14 protein-coding genes are annotated in these 18,379 nt (G+C 72.3%); 3 read left to right on the top strand and 11 right to left on the bottom strand.

The features are described 5' to 3' along the window. Positions 1-23: 23 nt before the first annotated feature. From AB0B50_RS06665 to AB0B50_RS06655, 3 genes are all read right to left on the bottom strand, one after another. Positions 24-1,799, bottom strand: a complete 1,776-nt coding sequence (locus tag AB0B50_RS06665; protein ID WP_362326569.1) for an ATP-binding protein — start codon at positions 1,797-1,799, stop codon at positions 24-26. A 339-nt stretch (positions 1,800-2,138) separates the two neighbouring features. Further along, positions 2,139-4,337, bottom strand: a complete 2,199-nt coding sequence (locus AB0B50_RS06660; RefSeq protein WP_362326566.1) for a hypothetical protein — start codon at positions 4,335-4,337, stop codon at positions 2,139-2,141. Between the two features lie 34 nt (positions 4,338-4,371). Continuing rightward, the gene (locus AB0B50_RS06655; RefSeq protein ID WP_362326563.1) at positions 4,372-5,547 is read right to left on the bottom strand and encodes an MBL fold metallo-hydrolase; all 1,176 of its coding nucleotides are present in this window, start codon (positions 5,545-5,547) and stop codon (positions 4,372-4,374) included. A gap of 167 nt (positions 5,548-5,714) precedes the next feature. Here AB0B50_RS06655 and AB0B50_RS06650 point away from each other — a divergent pair, with 167 nt between their 5' ends. Continuing rightward, complete coding sequence (locus tag AB0B50_RS06650) at positions 5,715-6,287, top strand: carboxymuconolactone decarboxylase family protein (protein WP_362326561.1); 573 nt, start codon at positions 5,715-5,717, stop codon at positions 6,285-6,287. On the opposite strand, the gene AB0B50_RS06645 is transcribed toward AB0B50_RS06650, so the two are convergent. Then, positions 6,272-7,027 carry an SIMPL domain-containing protein gene (locus AB0B50_RS06645; protein WP_362326559.1) on the bottom strand — a complete coding sequence of 252 codons (756 nt, stop codon included), beginning with the start codon at positions 7,025-7,027 and terminating at the stop codon, positions 6,272-6,274. The two genes, AB0B50_RS06650 and AB0B50_RS06645, sit on opposite strands and share 16 nt — an antisense overlap. Positions 7,028-7,268: 241 nt before the next feature. Between AB0B50_RS06645 and AB0B50_RS06640 the strand changes: the two genes are divergently transcribed. After that, on the top strand, positions 7,269-9,167 hold the full coding sequence (locus tag AB0B50_RS06640; protein ID WP_362326557.1) for a propionyl-CoA synthetase: 1,899 nt from the start codon (positions 7,269-7,271) through the stop codon (positions 9,165-9,167). 76 nt (positions 9,168-9,243) lie between these two features. Here the strand turns inward: AB0B50_RS06640 and AB0B50_RS06635 are convergent, their stop codons facing one another. Together AB0B50_RS06635 and AB0B50_RS06630 are read right to left on the bottom strand one after the other, a co-directional pair. After that, positions 9,244-10,077 (bottom strand): SGNH/GDSL hydrolase family protein, encoded by an 834-nt coding sequence (locus AB0B50_RS06635; protein WP_362326555.1) that lies wholly within the window; start codon positions 10,075-10,077, stop codon positions 9,244-9,246. A gap of 85 nt (positions 10,078-10,162) precedes the next feature. After that, positions 10,163-11,971 carry a glycoside hydrolase family 36 N-terminal domain-containing protein gene (locus AB0B50_RS06630; protein ID WP_362326553.1) on the bottom strand — a complete coding sequence of 603 codons (1,809 nt, stop codon included), beginning with the start codon at positions 11,969-11,971 and terminating at the stop codon, positions 10,163-10,165. 187 nt (positions 11,972-12,158) lie between these two features. On the opposite strand from AB0B50_RS06630, the gene AB0B50_RS06625 reads away from it, so the two are divergent. Beyond that, positions 12,159-12,956: a tyrosine-protein phosphatase gene (locus AB0B50_RS06625; protein ID WP_362326550.1), complete on the top strand. Its 798-nt coding sequence runs from the start codon at positions 12,159-12,161 to the stop codon at positions 12,954-12,956. Between the two features lie 18 nt (positions 12,957-12,974). Here the strand turns inward: AB0B50_RS06625 and AB0B50_RS06620 are convergent, their stop codons facing one another. The 5 genes from AB0B50_RS06620 to ispG form a co-directional block, all read right to left on the bottom strand. Beyond that, a complete protein-coding gene (locus AB0B50_RS06620; protein WP_362326896.1) occupies positions 12,975-13,091 on the bottom strand; it encodes a DUF6126 family protein in 117 nt (38 codons plus the stop codon). 59 nt (positions 13,092-13,150) lie between these two features. Beyond that, complete coding sequence (locus AB0B50_RS06615; protein WP_362326547.1) at positions 13,151-13,795, bottom strand: XRE family transcriptional regulator; 645 nt, start codon at positions 13,793-13,795, stop codon at positions 13,151-13,153. A gap of 76 nt (positions 13,796-13,871) precedes the next feature. Next, positions 13,872-15,257, bottom strand: coding sequence for an aspartate aminotransferase family protein (locus tag AB0B50_RS06610; protein ID WP_362326544.1), 1,386 nt, complete (start codon positions 15,255-15,257; stop codon positions 13,872-13,874). After that, on the bottom strand, positions 15,254-17,185 hold the full coding sequence (dxs, locus tag AB0B50_RS06605) for a 1-deoxy-D-xylulose-5-phosphate synthase (RefSeq protein WP_362326542.1): 1,932 nt from the start codon (positions 17,183-17,185) through the stop codon (positions 15,254-15,256). Before dxs ends, AB0B50_RS06610 begins: the two co-directional genes overlap by 4 nt. A 25-nt stretch (positions 17,186-17,210) precedes the next feature. Beyond that, complete coding sequence (ispG, locus tag AB0B50_RS06600) at positions 17,211-18,377, bottom strand: flavodoxin-dependent (E)-4-hydroxy-3-methylbut-2-enyl-diphosphate synthase (protein ID WP_362326540.1); 1,167 nt, start codon at positions 18,375-18,377, stop codon at positions 17,211-17,213. Positions 18,378-18,379: the final 2 nt, after the last annotated feature.

Below are 18,379 nucleotides of genomic sequence, written 5' to 3'. Positions count from 1 at the left end.
GTGATCGGGCCTGGTGGTGTGCGTCAGCCGCCTTGTCCGCTCCCGTCATGAGGGACCCCGGCCCCGTGTTCCCGGGGCACGGGATCGCGCGCTTCCTGCGCCTGGGCGAGGCCGATGCCGCGCTGGAACGCGGCCATCAGGCCCGGGTCGTGTCCGACGACGTGCTCGCTCTCGGGGCGCGGCGCCGGGGAGTCGCGCAGCTGGGGCGCGATGTGCTCCTGGGCGCGGCGCTTGGGGAGTTGGGGCCTGCCGACGCGGCCGCGCACGGCTCCGCCGCCCCGCGGGACCGGCGGCGTCCCCGCGTGCTCGGCGGCGGCCTGCCTGTCCTCCGGCCTGATGCCGGGGACGGCGTCGGCGGGCGTCGGCCGCTCCTGGCGTGCGCCGCGCACGGGGAGGGGGGCCGGCGCGGTGCCGTTCGCGGCGCGTGGCTGGACCGGGACGGGGGCCGGTTCGGGGCGGGGCTCGGGGCGGGGCTCGGGGCGCGGCTCCTGCTGGACTTCCGGGCGGGGCTCGGGGCGGGGCGGGGGCTGCGGAGCGGTGCGCGCCTGCGCCGGGGCTTCGTCCCTCGCCTCTCCGCGCGCGTCCGGCTGCGGTTCGGCGCCGAGGAGTTCCTGCGGCAGGATCAGCACGGCCTGGACGCCGCCGTAGATGTTGGTCTGCAGCCGGACCGCGACGCCGTGCCTGCGGGCGAGCGCGGACACCACGAAGAGCCCGATGCGCCCGTCCTGCAGGAGACTTGCGACGTTGACCTGGTCGGGGTCGGCGAGCAGCCGGTTCATCTTGTTCTGCTCGGTGAGCGGCATGCCGAGGCCCCGGTCCTCGACCTCGACGGCGAGCCCGGCGGTCACGAGGTTGGCGCGCAGCAGGACTTGGGTGTGCGGCGCGGAGAACACCGTGGCGTTCTCGACGAGTTCGGCGAGCAGGTGGATGACGTCGGCGACGGCGTGCCCGCGCAGGGTGCCGTCGATCGGCGGCACCAGCTTGACGCGCGAGTACTGCTCGACCTCGGCGATGGCGGAGCGCATCACCTCGGTCATGGAGACGGGGTTGCTCCACTGGCGGCGCGAGACGGCGCCGCCGAGCACGGCGAGGTTCTCGGCGTGCCTGCGGATGCGGGTCGCGAGGTGGTCGACGTGGAAGAGGCCCTTGAGCAGTTCGGGGTCCTCGACCTCGTTCTCCAGGTCGTCGAGCAGGGAGATCTCGCGGTGCACGAGCGACTGCAGCCGTCGGGCGAGGTTCACGAAGACCTCGACCTTCTGTTCGCTGCCCGCGTGGCTGGAGAGCTGGGAGGCCTGCACGACGGCGCCGACGGCGACCTCGTGGGCGCGTGTGAGTTCCCCGGCGAGCAGGTCGAACTCGTCGCCGCCGGGCCTGATCCGCTCCGGCGCCCTGCGGACGGGCGGCTGCTCGCCACGGCGCAACTGCTCGACCACGGTCCGCAGTTCGGACTGGCCGCGCGCGGTGACACGGCGCAGCGCGCCGACGCGGTCGCGCACGGCCCGCGCCGCGCGGTCGGCGGCCACACCGGCGATCACGATGCCGGCCAGGCCGACCAGACCGGCGGCGCCGAGCACGGCGAACAGGATGGGCCCCGGCCTGGTGGCGGTCGAGCGCAGCGTGAACAGCACGGCCGCGCAGGCGCTCAGGCCCACGGCGACGGCGGGCAGCACCGCGATGCGCAGGAGTTGGGGCCGTATGTGCGTCTCGGGCAGTGCGGCGGCGGTACGGCCACCGGTCCTGCCGTGCCGGCCGCCCTCACGGCGGTCTGCACGGGCGGCCGGTGCGCGTAGGTGAGACATCAGCGTCCTCGGTACGTTGCGACGAGGGTCCAGCGGTCGGCCGACTTCGTCTTCTCGGCATGGTTGAGGCGTCTTTGTTGCGGCGTTTTTCGGCATGGTTGCGGCATCGCCGTGCCGGTCGGCAGGTCGCGATGTCAGCCCTGGCTCGTGATCCCTGCGTCGCCCGACGGCCACACACGGTAGTCGGCAACGCATCATGTGCGGTGGGCAGTTGACAAAGTCTGCGGGGCAGCATCCCGCTCTGGTATGACGCATCGCACGGGGGTCCGATTACCGTCGTACGCAGGTCCGATTCACTCGTCGGACGTCAGTTCCCCGCATCCTTCCGACTCCGCGGGCTCAGCCCCAGCGGACCGCGCCACTGCCGCCGTACGCGCGCCCGTCGGCCGTCACGACCTCGGCGGGACCCTTCGCGCTCAGCCGACCCGAGCCGTCAGGACGAACCGTCAACACGCGGCTCTCGAAGAACCCTCCACCGTGTACGCGGAGTTGACCCGTGGGGGTGGGTTCGACGCCCAGCAGGCGCAGATAGGCGAGGAGCGGCTGGGCGTGGCTGTGCAGATTGGCGACCGGCCAGGCCTGCATGGCGACGCCGACGTCCGGCATCGCCCAGGTGTGCCCGGCCCGCCCGGACTCGGGCGGCAGATAGGCGTCGGGGCCGGAGAGCGTGCCCTCCCAGATGTCCGGGTACGCGGCCGCGTGCGCGTGGAGCGTCATGCGGCGCCAGTGCTCCCGCGCGAGGCCGGGCTCGACGCGGGCGGCCGCCCAGACCAGCGTCTGGCTGATCGCGTACCAGATGGTGCCGCGGTCCGCGGGGGCCGAGCCGTCGGCCGCGGGCCCGAGCAGCCGGGCGCCGAGCGGGGAGTCCTTGGCGCACAACTCTTCGACGGTGCCGAGCAGTTCACGCGCGCGTGCGGCATCGGCGGCCCCGCACAGGATCGCCCAGGGCTGCACCTCCAGCCACAGCTCGTGCTCGCCGACGGGCGAGGCGCCGGGCCCGTGGGCGCGACGGAACCAGCGGCCGTTCCACTCCCCCGCGACCGCCTGCCGCAGCCGCTCCCCGAACCCGCGCGCCTCGGCGGCCGTCTCCGCGTCACCGAGCCGGTCCGCGAGGCCCGCGTAGACGGGCAGCACCCAGGCGGCCATCGCGGAGTTGAGCACGGACTCGCCGCGCTCGATCATCGTCTGCCTGTCGATGCCGGTGTCGTCGAGGACGAGGTCGTTCCAGTCGGCGTTGCGGATCCGCAGATGCCCGCGCTCACCGACGCCCACGACATCGCGTACGTAGTGGAACTGGCGCCGCAGGTGCTCCTTGAGCGGCACCTCGGGCGCACCGTACGAAGGGTGGAAGCCGACCGGCTCCTCCAGCGCGGCGAGGTCGCCCGTCCCCGCCGCGTACTCGGCGGCGAGCCACAGCGCCCACAGATTCTGGTCGGAGGGACGGTAGAGATCGGTGCGGGGCTGCTGCGACGGGTCGAGGGCGTAGGGGAGTTCGCCGTCGGGGCTCGCCCAGGCGCAGGTGTTGCGCAGCACGGACAGGGCGAGGTCCGGCTCGGTGTACACCAGGGGCAGCGCGTGCTGCAGCGGATCGCGCGCCGCGCCGTTGAAGCCGTGCCGGAAGGAGTAGGCGGAGCCCTGGTCGAGCGTGTGCCCGCCGAGCAGCCCGTCCGCGCAGGCCCCTCCGGTGAGCAGGGCGGCATGCCAGGGGATCTCGACGGCGGCCTCCGGCATCCCGTCCGCATCCGCGCGTGGGAGGCGGTCGCGCAGCGCGCGCAGGCTCGCTTCGTACGTCGCTTCGGGATCACCCCCGAAGTCGGCTCCGGCCACCCCGCACCGGAACCACACGGTGCGCCGCTCCCCGGGCCCCAGGTCGAGCACGCACGCCACCCTCAGCGTCCCGCGATCGGCGGTGCGCCGGGCGCGGCCTCCCTTCGCGCCGAGCAGCTCGACGACCAGCGGAACGCCGCCTTCGCAGGGGATCGTCTCGGGGCGCGGCCCCACTTCGAGGTACGCCAACTGCCGCTGCCGTACGTCCCATTCCTCGACGAGCCGCCACCGTGCGGCCTGCGCACCGCGGTTGACGACCTCGACACGGACGAGCACCCAGGGGTCCTCCCCCTCCGGGCACAGGACGGTGCGCTCCAGCTCCGCGCCCGGCGCGACAACCCGTACGCGCGCGTAGGCGGGCCCGAAGACCACCTCGCCGCCCTCGTCGTCGGAGCGCAGCACCTCGTCGGAGCGCAGCGTCTCGTCGGAGCGCGGCACTTCGGGAGACGACGCTTCCGCGCGCTCCAGCACGCTCACACCCGTGCCGCGCGGCTCCGGTTCGGTGAGCCAGCGCAGCCCGTCGTGCTCGTCCCACAGACCGCTGCGGCCCTCGGTGTCGGCGACGAGCGTGACGCGGCGGTTGCCGAGGTGGATCCAGCGGCGCCGGGTCGGCGGGTCGAGGACGCGGTCCCACTCCGTGCGGGGCGCGTCGGGGCGCAGGGCGAACGCGGGCAGGCCGTGGTCCTCGATCCAGCCGCCGTACGCGCTCATCCCTGCCTCCTCGGCGTCGTGGGGCCGTGAACGGCTATCCGACGGGCGCCGCCTCCGGCTCCCCGCTGGCCATCGTCACCGGCTCGGCCCACCCGCCGTCCGGCTCGACGGCGACGCCCCTCCACCACGGGGCGCTCGGCAGGTCCTCGGCGGCGGGCTCGAAGGGCTCACCGGGGCAGGGCAGCGCGATCCTGGCGCCCATGCGGCGCGCGGCGGCGACGGTCTCCTCGCCGGGCTCCGACCAGGCGTGCGGGGCGAGGTTGAAGGTCCCCCAGTGGATCGGCAGCATCACGCCCCGCGGCTGCCCGCCCTGGAGGTCCAGGTGAGCCCGCATGCCCTCGTCGGGCGTCATGTGGATGTCGGGCCAGAAGTCGCTGTACGCGCCGATCTGGATCATCGTCGCGTCGAAGGGGCCGTACTGCGCGCCGATCTCCGCGAAACCCCGGAAGTACCCTGTGTCACCGCTGTGATACACGCGGTGCTCCGGCCCCGCCACGACCCAGGAGGCCCACAGCGTGTGCTGCTGGTTGCGCACGCCGCGGCCGCAGAAGTGCCGCGCGGGCGTGGCCGTCAGGGTCAGCCCGGCGACCTCCGCGCTCTCGTGCCAGTCCAGCTCGCGCAGCCGGTCCGCCGGCACGCCCCAGCGCTCCAGGTGGGCGCCGACGCCGAGCGGCACCGCGAAGACCGTGTCCGTCCCCGCGAGGGCCTTGATGGTCGGCAGGTCCAGGTGGTCGTAGTGGTCGTGGGAGATCACGACGGCGTCGACCGGACCGAGGGCCTCCAGCGGCACCGGTACCGGGTGGAGCCGCTTGGGCCCCGCGAAGGAGAACGGAGAGCACCGCTCGCCCCACACCGGATCGAAGAGCACGCGCCGCCCGTCGATCTCGGCGAGGACGCTGGAGTGCCCCATCCAGGTGATCCGCAACCCGCTGACCGGCGGCTTGGCGAGGTCGGCGAGGGTCGTGGCGTGCACCGGTACCGTGCCGGCCGGGCCCCTGCGGACGCGCTCCTCCTTGCGGAAGTAGATCTTCGCGAACTCCACCGAGGAACCGGACGGCCTGGTCCGCGCCCCCACGGGGTTCCGGAAGGAGCCCTCGGCCACGGAGAAGTTCGGTGACCTGCGGATCCGCGCCAGCCGCGGGCCCGCTGGATCCGCACCGAAAGCAGCGGGGCGCAGCGAGCGGAGCCCGGGGATCAGGGACCGGGACACGGGACCTCCTGAAGGGGGGTGGATGGGCCTCCCCATTATGTCCACCACCCCCGATGTCACATTCCCGGAGCCCCGATCCGTCGCATCAGTGATCCGGTGACCACCGCCGGAGAACGACGAACGACGTACGGCCAACAGCGTACGAAGTACGACATCGGAGGCATTCCATGGCCCGCATCTCGCTCACCCCGCGCCGCACCCTCTTCTTCCGCCTCATGGAGTGGTACTCGAAGCGCGCCTACAGCCAGGTCCTCGACCCCGGCAAGGCGATGGCCCACCACCCGCGCCTGCTCTGGTCGTACCTCCGCATGGAGCAGGGCGCGGCGAAGTGGAACAAGCTGGACGCCGACCTCAAGGAGCTGGCCGTGATGGCATCGGCGGCCTCGATCGGCTGCTCGTGGTGCATGGACTTCGGCTACTGGGAGTCGCACAAGCGCGGCATGGACCCGCAGAAGCTGCGCGACGTGCCCGCCTGGCGCGAAAGCGACGTCTACACCCCGCTGGAGCGCGACGTCATGGAGTACGCGGAGGCGGTGACCGCGACCCCGCCCACCGTCGAGGACGACCTCGCCGAGCGCCTGCGCGTCCGGCTCGGCGAGCCCGCCTTCGTCGAGCTGACCACGATGGTCGCCCTGGAGAACCTCCGCTCCCGCTTCAACTCGGCCATGGGCCTGACCAGCCAGGGCTTCAAGGACTCCTGCGACCTGCGCGACCGCGGAGCGCGTCAGCGCATCTCGTAGACCGCCGTCACCGAGACATCGTCCTGGATCTGCCCCGGCGCGATGGGCACGCCCTCCTTCGCGAAGGCGGCCACCGGCATCGCCACGGGGCGCGGGCGGCCGCCGTCGCTCTCGTCGAGGGAGACCAGACGGCCCAGGCGCCGCCCGGTCAGCTCGGCGTACTGGGCGGCCTTGTCCCGTGCGTCCTCGTACGCCGCGTCGCGCGCCTTGGCCCGCAGCTTCCCCGCGTCCTCGATGTCGAAGGCCACCGCGTGGACGCGGCCCGCGTCGCCCGCCGCGTCCACGACCGCCTGCACCACGGACCCGGTCTTCTCGATGTCCCGGATCTTCAGCGAGAACACCTGCGAGGCCTGGTAGCCGATGAGCTTCGCCGTGCCGTTCTCGTCGCGGTAGACGGCGGACAGGGCGAGGTTCTCCGTCTTGGTGTCCCGCTCGGCCACGCCCGCCTTGCGCGCGGCGGCCAGGAGCGCGTCGGCCGCGGCGCTCTGCGCCGTGAGCGCCTTGCCCGCCGTCGGCTCGGTGACCTCGACGCCCGCGGTGAGGATCGCCATGTCGGGCGCGGCGGACGCGCTGCCCGCGCCGGTCACGGTGACGGTCGTCGGCGCGGGGGCGGGCGCGGGCGCGACGGCCGGGGCGGCGGGGGCGGACTCGGCCGCCACGGCGGGCGCCGCGGGCAGCCCGAGGGCGGCAAGGGTCACGGCGGCGGCGCTGACGGAACGTACTGAACGTACTGAACGCATACGAGGGGTCCTTCCGGCTCTCCGTCCCTCCAGGGACGATTCGCCGTCATCCCAGCACCGGCCCGCACGCCCTCGTCCGCGCCACTCCCGCCCTGTCACCTCACCGGTCGAGTACGGGATCGGATCGCCGGTTGCGTACGGGATCCGATCACCGCTCCCGCTCCTTCGTGCCCTCGAATCCCTTTACGATGACGGGCGTTCGCCCTCAGGCGCGCGCCCCGCAGATGATCGGAGTGACCGGTTGCCCAGTCCGACGAGCTACGAGAGTCTCCACCGCGAGAGCCTCCAGGACCCGACGGCCTTCTGGGGCCGCGCCGCCGAGGCCGTCGAGTGGTCCGTGCGACCGCGCACGATCCTGGACACCGACGCGCCCGCCCGGCCCCGCTGGTTCGCCGACGGCGAGCTGAACACCTGTCACAACGCCCTGGACCGCCACGTCCTGGCGGGTCACGGCGACCGCCCCGCGCTGATCCACGACAGCCCGGTCACCGGCTCGGTCCGCACCTTCACGTACCGCGAGCTCCTCGACGAGGTGGCCCGCACCGCCGGAATGCTCGCCCAACTCGGCGTCGGCAAGGGCGACACCGTCGTCCTGTACCTGCCGATGGTCCCTGAGGCAGTCGTGGCGATGCTGGCCTGCGCCCGCATCGGCGCCGTGCACTCCGTGGTGTTCGGCGGCTTCGCCGCGCCCGAACTCGCGGCCCGCATCGACCACGCCCGTCCCAAGGTGGTGCTCTCCGCTTCGTGCGGCATCGAGGTGGACCACGTCATCGCGTACAAGCTGCTCCTGGACGCGGCCCTCGACCAGTGCGCGCACCGCCCCGACGCCTGTGTGATCCTGCAACGCCCGCAGAACCGCGCCGAGTTGCGCGAAGGCCGCGACCTGGACTGGGCGACCGCGCTCGCCGCGGCACCGGCCGTGGACTGCGTACCGGTGGCCGCCACCGATCCGCTCTACATCCTCTACACCTCGGGTACGACGGGCGCCCCCAAGGGCGTGGTCCGCGACAACGGCGGGCACGCCGTGGCACTGCGCTGGTCCATGGAGCACATCTACGACGCCCGGCCCGGCGAGGTGTTCTGGACTGCGTCCGACGTGGGCTGGGTCGTGGGCCACTCCTACATCGTGTACGCCCCGCTGCTGACCGGCTGCACGACACTTCTGTACGAGGGCAAGCCGGTCGGCACGCCGGACGCGGGTGCCTTCTGGCGCGTGATCGAACAACACGGCGTACGGACCCTGTTCACCGCGCCCACGGCGATCCGCGCCATCAAGCGGGACGACCCGAAGGGGGAGCTCAAGGCCCGCCACGACCTCTCGTCGCTGCGCTCCCTGTTCCTCGCGGGCGAGCGGCTCGACCCCGACACCTACCACTGGGCCCGCGACCTCCTCGAAGTCCCCGTCGTCGACCACTGGTGGCAGACGGAGACCGGCTGGCCCATTGTCGCCAACCCGCTCGGCATCGAGGCGCTGCCCGCCAAGTCGGGGTCGCCCGGCAGGCCCGTGCCCGGCTGGGACCTGCGGGTCCTCGACGAGGCGGGCGCCCCCTGCCCGCCGGGCACGGACGGCACCCTGGCGCTGCGCCTGCCGCTCCCGCCGGGCAGCCTGACCACGCTCTACCGCGACGACGAACGGTACGCCGCCACGTACTTGAGCCGCTTCCCCGGCCACTACCTGACCGGCGACGGCGGCCACCTCGACGAGGACGGCCATGTCTTCGTGATGGGCCGCCTCGACGACGTCATCAACGTCGCAGGGCACCGCCTGTCCACCGGCGCCATGGAGGAGGTGCTCTCCGACCACCCGGACGTGGCGGAGTGCGCGGTGGTCGGCGTCGCGGACGACCTCAAGGGCGAGTTGCCGCTGGGGCTGGTCGTCCTGCGCCAGGGTGTGGAAAGGGCCGCCGCCGAGGTCGAGCGCGAACTGCGCACACTCGTACGCGAACGCATCGGCGCGGTCGCCACTCCCCGCCGTGTGATGACGGTGGCTCGGCTGCCCAAGACCCGCTCCGGCAAGATCCTGCGCGGCACGGTCCGTGCGATCGCCGACGGCCGCGACTGCACCACGCCCGCCACGATCGAGGACCCCGCGGTCCTCACCGAGATCAGCGCATCACTGGCAGCCCTCCGCACGGAGTGACCGACGACGCCGAAGTCGCCCCGAGCGGGGCGCCTTCGGCGTCGTCGATGTCGCAGAGCGGAGTCGTGCCGGTCCGTCAGGAAGCCGCCTCGATCTGCATCTTGATGGTGTGGGGGTTGCGGAAGCCCTTCGCCTCGACGTGGTCCCCGGAGCTCTCACCCCGGATGCGCCGGCCGATCCACGGGACCAGGTACTCGCGCGCCCAGTGGATGTCGTCGCGCCGCACCTCCAGCGTGCCGCGCGGAGGCAGCGGCGGCCACGGCTGGTCGGGGTCGGCGGGCACGTCGAGGCCGAGGACCTGACCCGCGCGCAGCGCCACGCGCGTGTGCCCCTCGGCGGAGAGGTGCAGCCGGTCGCCGTCCCAGGCACGACGGTCCTGCACGGTCTTGAGGGACCACAGGTCGAGCACCGGGCAGCCGTACCGGTCGGCGATCGCGCGGACGTGCATGTTGTACGTGGCGATCTTGCCGCGCAGGTGCTTGAGCACCGCGACGCCACGGGTGTCGAAGCCGGTGGTCACCATGACCGTGCCGACCGCGGACGAGAGGTCCGCGACGGCCCGCTCGAAGCGCTCGGCGAGCTCGTCGGGGTCGGTGCCGGGGCGGATGATGTCGTTGCCGCCGGCACAGAACGTGACCAGCTCCGGGGCGAGCTCCTTGGCGCGCGGCACCTGGTCCGCGACGATCTGGTCGAGGAGCTTGCCGCGGACGGCGAGGTTCGCGTACCGGAAGGTGTGCTCGGGCACCCGGTCGTCCAGCAGGACGGCGAGGCGGTCGGCCCACCCGACGAACGCGCCGTCGGGCCCCGGGTCACCCACGCCTTCGGTGAAGCTGTCGCCGACCGCTGCGTAGGAGTTGAATACGCCGTTGTTGATGGGGTGATTGATGAAGGATGTCGACTCTGCGCTCACGAAGTCACATCTTTCACCTCCCTAAGTGACCTACGCCACCGTAGGGAGGGGTTGACGGGGCGTGAGATAAGCCATTGGTCAAGATTCACCCAAGCCGGAATAACCGCCGCAACCGGAACACGGCCGCGTCGGCGTCGCCGCCCAGACCGGTCCGCAACCCTCGGTGCAGCAGCACCGCCCCTCGGTACGACTCCCCCGTGTCCGCGCACGAGTACACCGCCGCCGGGTCGAGCCCGCGCAGCCGCAGCGGCCCCGGTTCCTCCCCCTGGGCCCGCTCCGACAGCAGGGCGAGGACGACGGAGTGGTCCCCGATGACGTATTGCACGGCGCTCAGTCCTCCGTTCGGGGGCCGCAGCCGGTACAGGTCGCCGAACTGCACCACGGGCCTGATCTCCTTGTGGAGCTCCACCCAGTCGCGGGCCTCGGCCAGCTCGTCCTCGCACCAGTGCGTCAGGTCCGCGCCGATGCCGAGCGCCCCCGCCATGGCGCTCACGAACCGGCAGGAGAGCGAGCCCGCCCGGTCGTTCACCCGGGTGGCCAGCATGTGCGCGGGGTACAGCTGGCCCAGGCCGTGCCGGGAGAGGGCGTCGAGGTCGCCCCGGCCGCCGCCCCAGCCGGGTTGGAAGGTCACGGCAGGGTGATCCGTGCGCAGCCGGTGCAGCAGGTCGTCCGCGTGCTCTCGACGGGCCACCGGATCGTCCCACGTCACGTGGTCGACCGGCGCCGCCGCGAGCACGGCGCGGAGCCGGCGCCGCAGCCGTACGTGGACGTCGGCGAGCGAGAGGCCGCCGTCGGGGTCGACCGCCTCCAGCTCCACCCGCACCCCGAACCGCATCCCCAGCGCGTGCACGGCGTCGGCGAGAGCCCTGAGTCCGCCGTACGTCCCTTCGGGCCCGCCCAGCTCCCCTTCGGGCCCGCCGTACGTCCCGTCCACGACGAACAGCTCGACGCCGAGCTCCGCCGCCTTCACTGCCAGCGCCCGTTGCCGCTCCTCGGACAGGCCCGGCCCTGCGGCCTCTTGCGCCTCGTACAGGACGGGCCGCACCTCGTCCGCGTCCGGGAGGACGTGCTCGCGCTGGTAGGCGTGCCAGGCGCGGCTGGCACCGCCGAAGCCCGCGCCGCTCCACAGCCCGGCGAAGACGGGCGCGACGATCGCGGTGCGGGGCTCGAGGACACGGGCACCGAAGCCGTCGTACCCCGCACCGCCGGTGATCTGCACGGCGCCGTCGGGCAGTTGACGCACGGCGATCCGCCAGGGCTCGGTCCAGGCGAGCGCGCAGCTGTACACCTCACCGCTCTCCTCGTCCGCCCCCTCCGCGTCGAGCGCCACCCACGGCAGATACGGATGTCCGGCGCGCCCCCTGCCGCCGATGACCTGCTCCCCGTACGCGAGATCGCTCCGCACGAGCCGCGACCACGACCGCGCCCCCACACCGCCCTGTCCGCCGTGCAGCTGCGAGAGCCGCCAGCGCCCGCGCCGGGGCAGATTCCAGATCCCGGAGTCGGTGCGCGGCAGTTCCACGTCCGGTGCGCGGTGGTCGCCCTCGTGGACGAGGACGGCGTACCGCTCGATGACGTCGCCCCGCAGCCGGTAGGCGAGGGTCGTCTGCAGATGACGCGGGGCGTCGCGGAAGTGCACCTGGAGTTCGTCGTCGTTCACTGCCGCGTTGTAGTACCGCCACTCATGGGAGTCGATGTCGAAGGGGTACTCCGCGTTGTTGGCGAGCGGCGACGCGAACTCCCGCTCGGCGGCGAGCGCCTGCGCGTCCGCGAGCGCGATGCGCGGCCCCCAGTACAGATGCCTCAGCTCGTCCCGCTCCGTGAGCCGCAGCGCGTAGCTGCTCGTGGGCCCCGACAGGAGCCAGGTCCGTCCGTCCTCGCCGACCTCGACCATCAGCCCCCGCAGAGCCCGCCTGCGATCCGGACAGGTGACACGCGCGCGTACCTACGCACATGGTCAGGGCTGTGTTCCCGTCCGGGCAACCGTCACGCGGGGGTGATTGCCTCAGGAACCCATGTCGTATCGTCGAAGGCGCAACCACCGGCGACCAGCGCCGGACGCAGATCATGAGGGAGAGCCCGTGACGCAGCAGGTCCCGTCGACCGAGCCCGAGCTGGCCGGAGTGCGCAACTTCCGCGACGTGGGCGGACTGCCGACGGTGGACGGCCGCCGTGTCAGGACCGGCCGGCTGTTCCGCAGCGGCCACCTCGCGCACGCCACCGAGACCGACGCCGCGTTCCTCGCCTCGCTGGGCCTGCACACGATCTTCGACTTCCGCAACGTCGCCGACCAGCGCCTGGAAGGCCCGGACGTGACGCTGCCCGGCGTGCGCAACGTGAATCTGCCGCTGAGCGACCCCGCCGACGGCGCCGAGTTCTGGAAGATGGTCCGCGACGGCAACCTCGACGAGCTGCGTGCGCTCCTGTCGGACGGCAAGGCCGCCGACCGGATGTCGTCCTCGTACCGCTCGATCATCAAGGAGCGCACCGCCGAGCACAGCCAGGTGCTCCACGCGCTCGCCGAGGACAGCGTGCCCGCCCTGATGCACTGCGCGGCGGGCAAGGACCGGGCGGGCCTGTCCATAGCGGTCACGCTGCTCGCCGTCGGCGTCGAGCGCGACGCCATCGAGGCGGACTACCTGGAGTCGAACGCGGCGCACCGGCGCTACAAGGTGCACCGCACCGACGACTCCCCGAACGCGATGTCCCCCGAGGTCATGGAGCTCCTCAACCCGCTCTTCGACGCCCGCGCCGAGTACCTCGCGGCGGCCTTCGAGACGATCGAGCTGACCTGGGGCGACACGGACACGTACCTCTCCGAGGGCCTCAAGCTGAGCGCGGCGACCCGTGAGCGGCTCCGCGAGCGCCTCCTCGACTGAGGCGGGAGCCGGGGGGCGCTACTGGTTCTGCGCCCCCAGCTCGAACAGCAGATAAATGAAGGCCGCGAAGATGTGGCCCACCGCGACGTAGATGATCAGGCGGACCCAGAGCGCCCGGGGGAACTTCTCCTCCATGCGCATCGCCTTGCGGGCGGGCTGCTCCGGAGCGGTGGGTCCCTGCGGTTCCGGTTCCGTCATGTCGGGTCTCCCTGAGTAGGGCCGCCGAGGCACAGCGCGGTGGCGGGACTCTGCAGCAACGTGTGGACGAACAGGAGATCGGCGCCGCCACGGTCGGCGGCGGCGATCCTGTGCGGGGTCAGCGAGTCGAAGTGCGCGCTGTCCCCCGGGCCGAGGGTGTGCGCGGTGTCGCCGAGGGTCAGGCGCAGCCGCCCCCGCAGGACGTACAGCCACTCCTCACCGGGGTGGACGCGCACGATGTCGCCCTGTGCCCCGTGCGGGACGTGGACGCGCAGGGCCTGCATACCGCGGCCCGGTGCGCCCGCCTGCCAATAGGTCCAGCCGCCGGCCCTGGTCGGCTCCATGTCCGCGGCGCGGACGACCGCGTCCCGGTCGGCGACCGTCTCGCCGAGCAGCTCCGAGACCGTCGTACCGTAGACGCGGGCGAGCGCGAGCAGCATCGGCAGCGACGGCTGGCGCTGCCCGGTCTCCAGGCGGGACAGATGGGCGGGCGAAAGCCCGGCGGTGCGGGCTGCGGCCTCCAGCGTGAGGGACGCGCGGCGGCGCAGCTCACGCAGCTGGGGCGCGACGGCGGGCAGCGCTTCGGCCGCCTGTGTCGGCTCGGCTGGCGCGGCGGGCTCGACGGGCTCGGCAGGGCTCATACCTTGATTGAGCCAGAGCCTTGCCTCTCGGGCAACTTTCTTGCCCGAGAGGCAAAAGACCCCCGTGGCGCCCGCCTCAGCGGTTGGCGACCGCCTGCTTCACCAGCGTCTTGCCGAAGTCCCACATCAGCCCGCCACCGCTGTGTGCCTCGTCCATGACCGCGGTGAAGGCCTCGACGAAGCGGTCCACCTCCCGCTCCCCCACGGTCAGCGGCGGGATCAGCTTGATGACTTCCAGATGGTCACCGGAGACCTGCGTGAGGATGCGGTGCTTCTGCAGCAGCGGCACGACGACCATCTGCGCGAACAGCCCCTTGCGGGCGGCCTGCAGCATCGTCCAACGGCTGCGCAGCTTCAGCGACTTGGGCCGCCCGAACTCGATGCCGACCATGAGGCCGCGGCCGCGCACCTCGCTCAGGAGCTCGTAGCGGTCCACGAGCGCGGCGAGCCGCGACTTGAGCAGCTCGCCGGTCACCCGGGCGTTCTCGACGACCTTCTCGTCCTCCATCACGGCCAGCACGGCGAGCCCGGCCGCCATGGCCTGGGCGTTGGAGCCGAAGCTCGCCGAGTGCACGAGCACCCGGTCCATCGACGAGTAGACCTTCTTGAAGATCCAGTCCTTGCCGAGCGTCGCGCCGCAGGGCACATAGCCGCCGGACAGCGCCTTGGCGACGCACACCAGGTCGGGCTCGACCCCCTCCTCGTGCTGATAGGCGTAGAAGTCGCCGGTCCTGCCGAGGCCGGTCTGCACCTCGTCGGCGATCAGGAGCGCCTTGTGCTTGTGCAGCAACTCCTGGGCGGCGCGCAGATATCCGGGCGGCGTCTCGTGCACGCCCTTGCCCTGGATGGGCTCGACGATGAGCCCGGCGACGTCCCCCTTGCCCAACTCCCGCTTCAGGGCGTCCAGATCGCCGAGCGGGACGGCCGTGTCGGGCAGCAGCGGCGCGAAGCCGTCCCGGAAGCCGCTCTCGCCGTTGACCGAGAGCGACCCGGTGGTCAGGCCGTGGAAGGCGTGCGCGCAGTACAGCACCCGGGGCTTCCCGGTCGCGTACCGCGCGAACTTCAGCGCGGTCTCGACGGCCTCCGTCCCGCTGTTGCCGAAGAAGACCCGGTCCAAGTGCGGGCTGTGGACGAGCAGTTGCTCGGCGAGCAGGCCGGGCAGCGGCTGGCAGTCGAAGCGGGTGAGGTCGGCGAGCGAGGCGTCAAGGACGTCGTGCAGGGCCTTGCGTACGACGGGGTGGTGCCGACCGAGGCCCATCACGCCGAACCCGGCCAGCATGTCGAGGTAGTCGTTGCCCTCCGCGTCCCAGAAGTACGCGCCCTCGGCCCGCTCGTAGACCTTGTCGAAGCCGATGGTGTGCAGCATGCGCGGCAGTTGGTGGTTGAGGTGCCTCGCGTGCAGTTCGTACCGCTCGGCACCCCGCTCGGCGAGGAGCCTGCCGAGGTCGAACTCCTTGGTCATGCGCTGTGCTCCTTGCCTGGGTCCGGCTCCCCCGCGCTCTCCTTGCTCTCCTTGGCGGCCAGGGCGGCGCTGATCCGCCCCGCGATCTCGACCGGCGTGAGCCCGAGATCCGCGAGGACCTCGCCCCGCTTGGCGTGCGCGAGGAACTGCTCGGGGATCCCGAACCGCTTGACGGGTACGTCCACTTCGGCCTCGTCGAGCGCCAGCGCGACGGCCGCGCCGACCCCGGCGGCCCTGCTGTTGTCCTCGACGACCGCGACGACGCGGTGGCGCGCGGCGAGCCCCGCCAGCGCGGCGTCGACCGGCTTGACCCAGCGCGGGTCGACGACGGTGCAGCGCAGACCGCGCTCCCGGAGCAGCTCGGCGGCCTGCAGACAGACCGGGGCCATCACCCCGACCGCGACGAGCAGGACGTCGTCGGCGCCGTCGGAGTCCTGCTCCCGGAGCAGCACGTCCATGCCCCCGAGCCGGTCGACCGCGGGGATCGCGGGCCCCACGGACTCCTTGGGGAAGCGGATGAGCGTCGGCGCGTCGTCCACCGCGACCGCCTCCCGCAGCTGCGTGCGCAGCTGGTCCGCGTCGCGCGGCGCGGCGATCCTGAGGCCCGGCACGACCTGGAGGATGGAGAGGTCCCACATGCCGTTGTGCGAGGCGCCGTCCACACCGGTCACCCCGGCCCGGTCGAGTACGAACGTCACCCCGCACCGGTGCAGCGCGACATCCATGAGCAACTGGTCGAAGGCGCGGTTGAGGAAGGTGGCGTACACCGCGACCACCGGATGGAGCCCGCCCGTGGCGAGCCCGGCGGCCGACACCGCGGCGTGCTGCTCGGCGATGCCGACGTCCCACACCCGGTCGGGATAGGCCTCGGCGAACTTCGTCAGGCCGACCGGACCGAGCATGGCCGCGGTGATGGCGACGACGTCCTCGCGTTCGGCGCCGATGCGGACGATCTCGTCCCCGAACACCGAGGTCCAGGACGGGCCGTTGGACGGTGCGAGCGGCTCGCAGGTGAGCGGGTCCATGACGCCGACGGTGTGGAAGCGGTCGGCCTCGTCGGCGAGCGCGGGCTCGTACCCGCGCCCCTTCTCCGTCAGGCAGTGGACGAGGACGGGGCCGTGGAAGCGTTTCGCGCGTCGCAGCGCCGACTCCACGGCGCCGGTGTCGTGCCCGTCGATCGGCCCGACGTACTTCAGGCCGAGGTCCTCGAACATGCCCTGCGGGGCGAAGGCGTCCTTGAACCCCTTCTTGGCGCCGTGCAGGGACTCGTAGAGCGTGCGCCCGATCACGGGCGTGCGCTGGAGTATGTCCTTGCCCCAGGCGAGCACCTGCTCGTAGCTGTCGGTCGTGCGCAGCGTGGCGAGGTGGTTGGCGAGACCTCCGATGGTCGGGGCGTAGGAGCGCTCGTTGTCGTTCACGACGATGATCAGCGGCCGGTCCTTCGCGGCCGCGATGTTGTTCAGCGCCTCCCACGCCATGCCGCCCGTGAGCGCGCCGTCCCCGATGACGGCGACCACATGGCCCCGCTCGCCGAGCACCTGCCGCGCCTTGGCCAGGCCGTCGGCCCAGCCGAGCGCGGTCGACGCGTGGCTGTTCTCGACGATGTCGTGCTCGGACTCCTCGCGCGAGGGATAGCCCGAGAGGCCGCCCTTGCCGCGCAGCTTGGAGAAGTCCTGCCGCCCGGTGAGCAGCTTGTGTACGTAGCTCTGGTGGCCGGTGTCCCACACGATGCGGTCGACCGGCGACTCGAAGACCCGGTGCAGGGCGATGGACAACTCCACCACCCCCAGGTTGGGCCCGAGGTGTCCGCCGGTCCTCGCGACCGCGTGCACCAGGAACTCCCTGATCTCCTCGGCCAGTTCGCCGAGCTGGGCCTCGGTCAGCGCCTTGAGGTCGCGCGGCCCCCGAATGGTGTCGAGAATGGTCATGCTCGGGCCCCCTCTCTGATTGCTCTCAGCTCACGGTGACGTCGGGCACCCCTGAAGGGACGCCGGCGTCCTCCATCTGCGCGGCGATCTTCATCGCCTCTTCGATGAGGGTCTCGACGATCTTCGACTCGGGGACGGTCTTGATGACCTCGCCCTTGACGAAGATCTGGCCCTTGCCATTGCCGGACGCGACCCCGAGATCGGCCTCGCGGGCCTCCCCGGGGCCGTTGACCACACACCCCATGACGGCGACGCGCAGCGGCACCTCCATGCCGTCGAGCCCCGCCGTGACCTCGTCGGCCAGCTTGTAGACGTCGACCTGGGCACGCCCGCAGGACGGGCAGGAAACGATCTCCAGGCGGCGCTGCCGCAGCCCGAGCGACTCCAGGATCTGGATGCCGACCTTGACCTCCTCGGCGGGCGGCGCGGACAGCGAGACACGGATGGTGTCGCCGATGCCCTCGGAGAGCAGCGCGCCGAAGGCCACCGCCGACTTGATCGTGCCCTGGAAGGCCGGACCCGCCTCCGTCACGCCCAGGTGCAGCGGATAGTCGCAGGCCGCCGCCAACTGACGGTAGGCGTTGACCATGACCACCGGGTCGTTGTGCTTCACCGAGATCTTGATGTCCCGGAAGCCGTGCTCCTCGAAGAGCGAGGCCTCCCACAGCGCCGACTCGACGAGCGCTTCGGGCGTCGCCCTGCCGTACTTGGCGAGCAGCCGCTTGTCGAGCGAGCCTGCGTTGACGCCGATCCGGATGGGCGTGCCCGCGTCCTTGGCCGCCCGCGCGATCTCGCGCACCTTGTCGTCGAACTGCTTGATGTTGCCCGGGTTCACGCGGACCGCCGCGCACCCGGCGTCGATCGCCGCGAAGACGTACTTCGGCTGGAAGTGGATGTCCGCGATCACCGGGATCTGGGACTTCCGCGCGATCGTGGCGAGCGCGTCCGCGTCGTCCTGCGTCGGACACGCCACCCGCACGATCTGACAGCCGGACGCGGTCAGCTCGGCGATCTGCTGCAGCGTCGCCCCGATGTCGGACGTACGCGTCGTGGTCATCGACTGCACCGAGACCGGCGCACCGCCCCCCACGGCCACCGGCCCGACCTCGATGCGCCGCGAGACGCGGCGCTCGGCGATCGGCCGGACCGGCAGCTCCGGGAGACCCAAAGAGACGGGCTCTCCAGGGGTCATGA

Source organism: Streptomyces sp. NPDC041068, assembly GCF_040647455.1.
In the GTDB taxonomy this organism is placed as follows: domain Bacteria; phylum Actinomycetota; class Actinomycetes; order Streptomycetales; family Streptomycetaceae; genus Streptomyces.
The sequence above is the reverse complement of the archived record's forward strand: the minus strand, read 5'-3'. Positions and strand labels throughout refer to the sequence as shown.

Excerpts from the sequence above, each read along its gene's own strand:
- AB0B50_RS06620 (WP_362326896.1), bottom strand. The coding sequence starts at position 13,091 with ATGGAGGAGAAGTTCCCCCGGGCGCTCTGGGTCCGCCTGATCATCTAC.
- dxs (WP_362326542.1), bottom strand. The coding sequence starts at position 17,185 with ATGACCATTCTCGACACCATTCGGGGGCCGCGCGACCTCAAGGCGCTG.
- AB0B50_RS06615 (WP_362326547.1), bottom strand. The coding sequence starts at position 13,795 with ATGAGCCCTGCCGAGCCCGTCGAGCCCGCCGCGCCAGCCGAGCCGACA.
- AB0B50_RS06610 (WP_362326544.1), bottom strand. The coding sequence starts at position 15,257 with ATGACCAAGGAGTTCGACCTCGGCAGGCTCCTCGCCGAGCGGGGTGCC.
- AB0B50_RS06645 (WP_362326559.1), bottom strand. The coding sequence starts at position 7,027 with ATGCGTTCAGTACGTTCAGTACGTTCCGTCAGCGCCGCCGCCGTGACC.
- AB0B50_RS06665 (WP_362326569.1), bottom strand. The coding sequence starts at position 1,799 with ATGTCTCACCTACGCGCACCGGCCGCCCGTGCAGACCGCCGTGAGGGC.
- AB0B50_RS06630 (WP_362326553.1), bottom strand. The coding sequence starts at position 11,971 with ATGGTCGAGGTCGGCGAGGACGGACGGACCTGGCTCCTGTCGGGGCCC.
- AB0B50_RS06660 (WP_362326566.1), bottom strand. The coding sequence starts at position 4,337 with ATGAGCGCGTACGGCGGCTGGATCGAGGACCACGGCCTGCCCGCGTTC.
- AB0B50_RS06650 (WP_362326561.1), top strand. The coding sequence starts at position 5,715 with ATGGCCCGCATCTCGCTCACCCCGCGCCGCACCCTCTTCTTCCGCCTC.
- ispG (WP_362326540.1), bottom strand. The coding sequence starts at position 18,377 with ATGACCCCTGGAGAGCCCGTCTCTTTGGGTCTCCCGGAGCTGCCGGTC.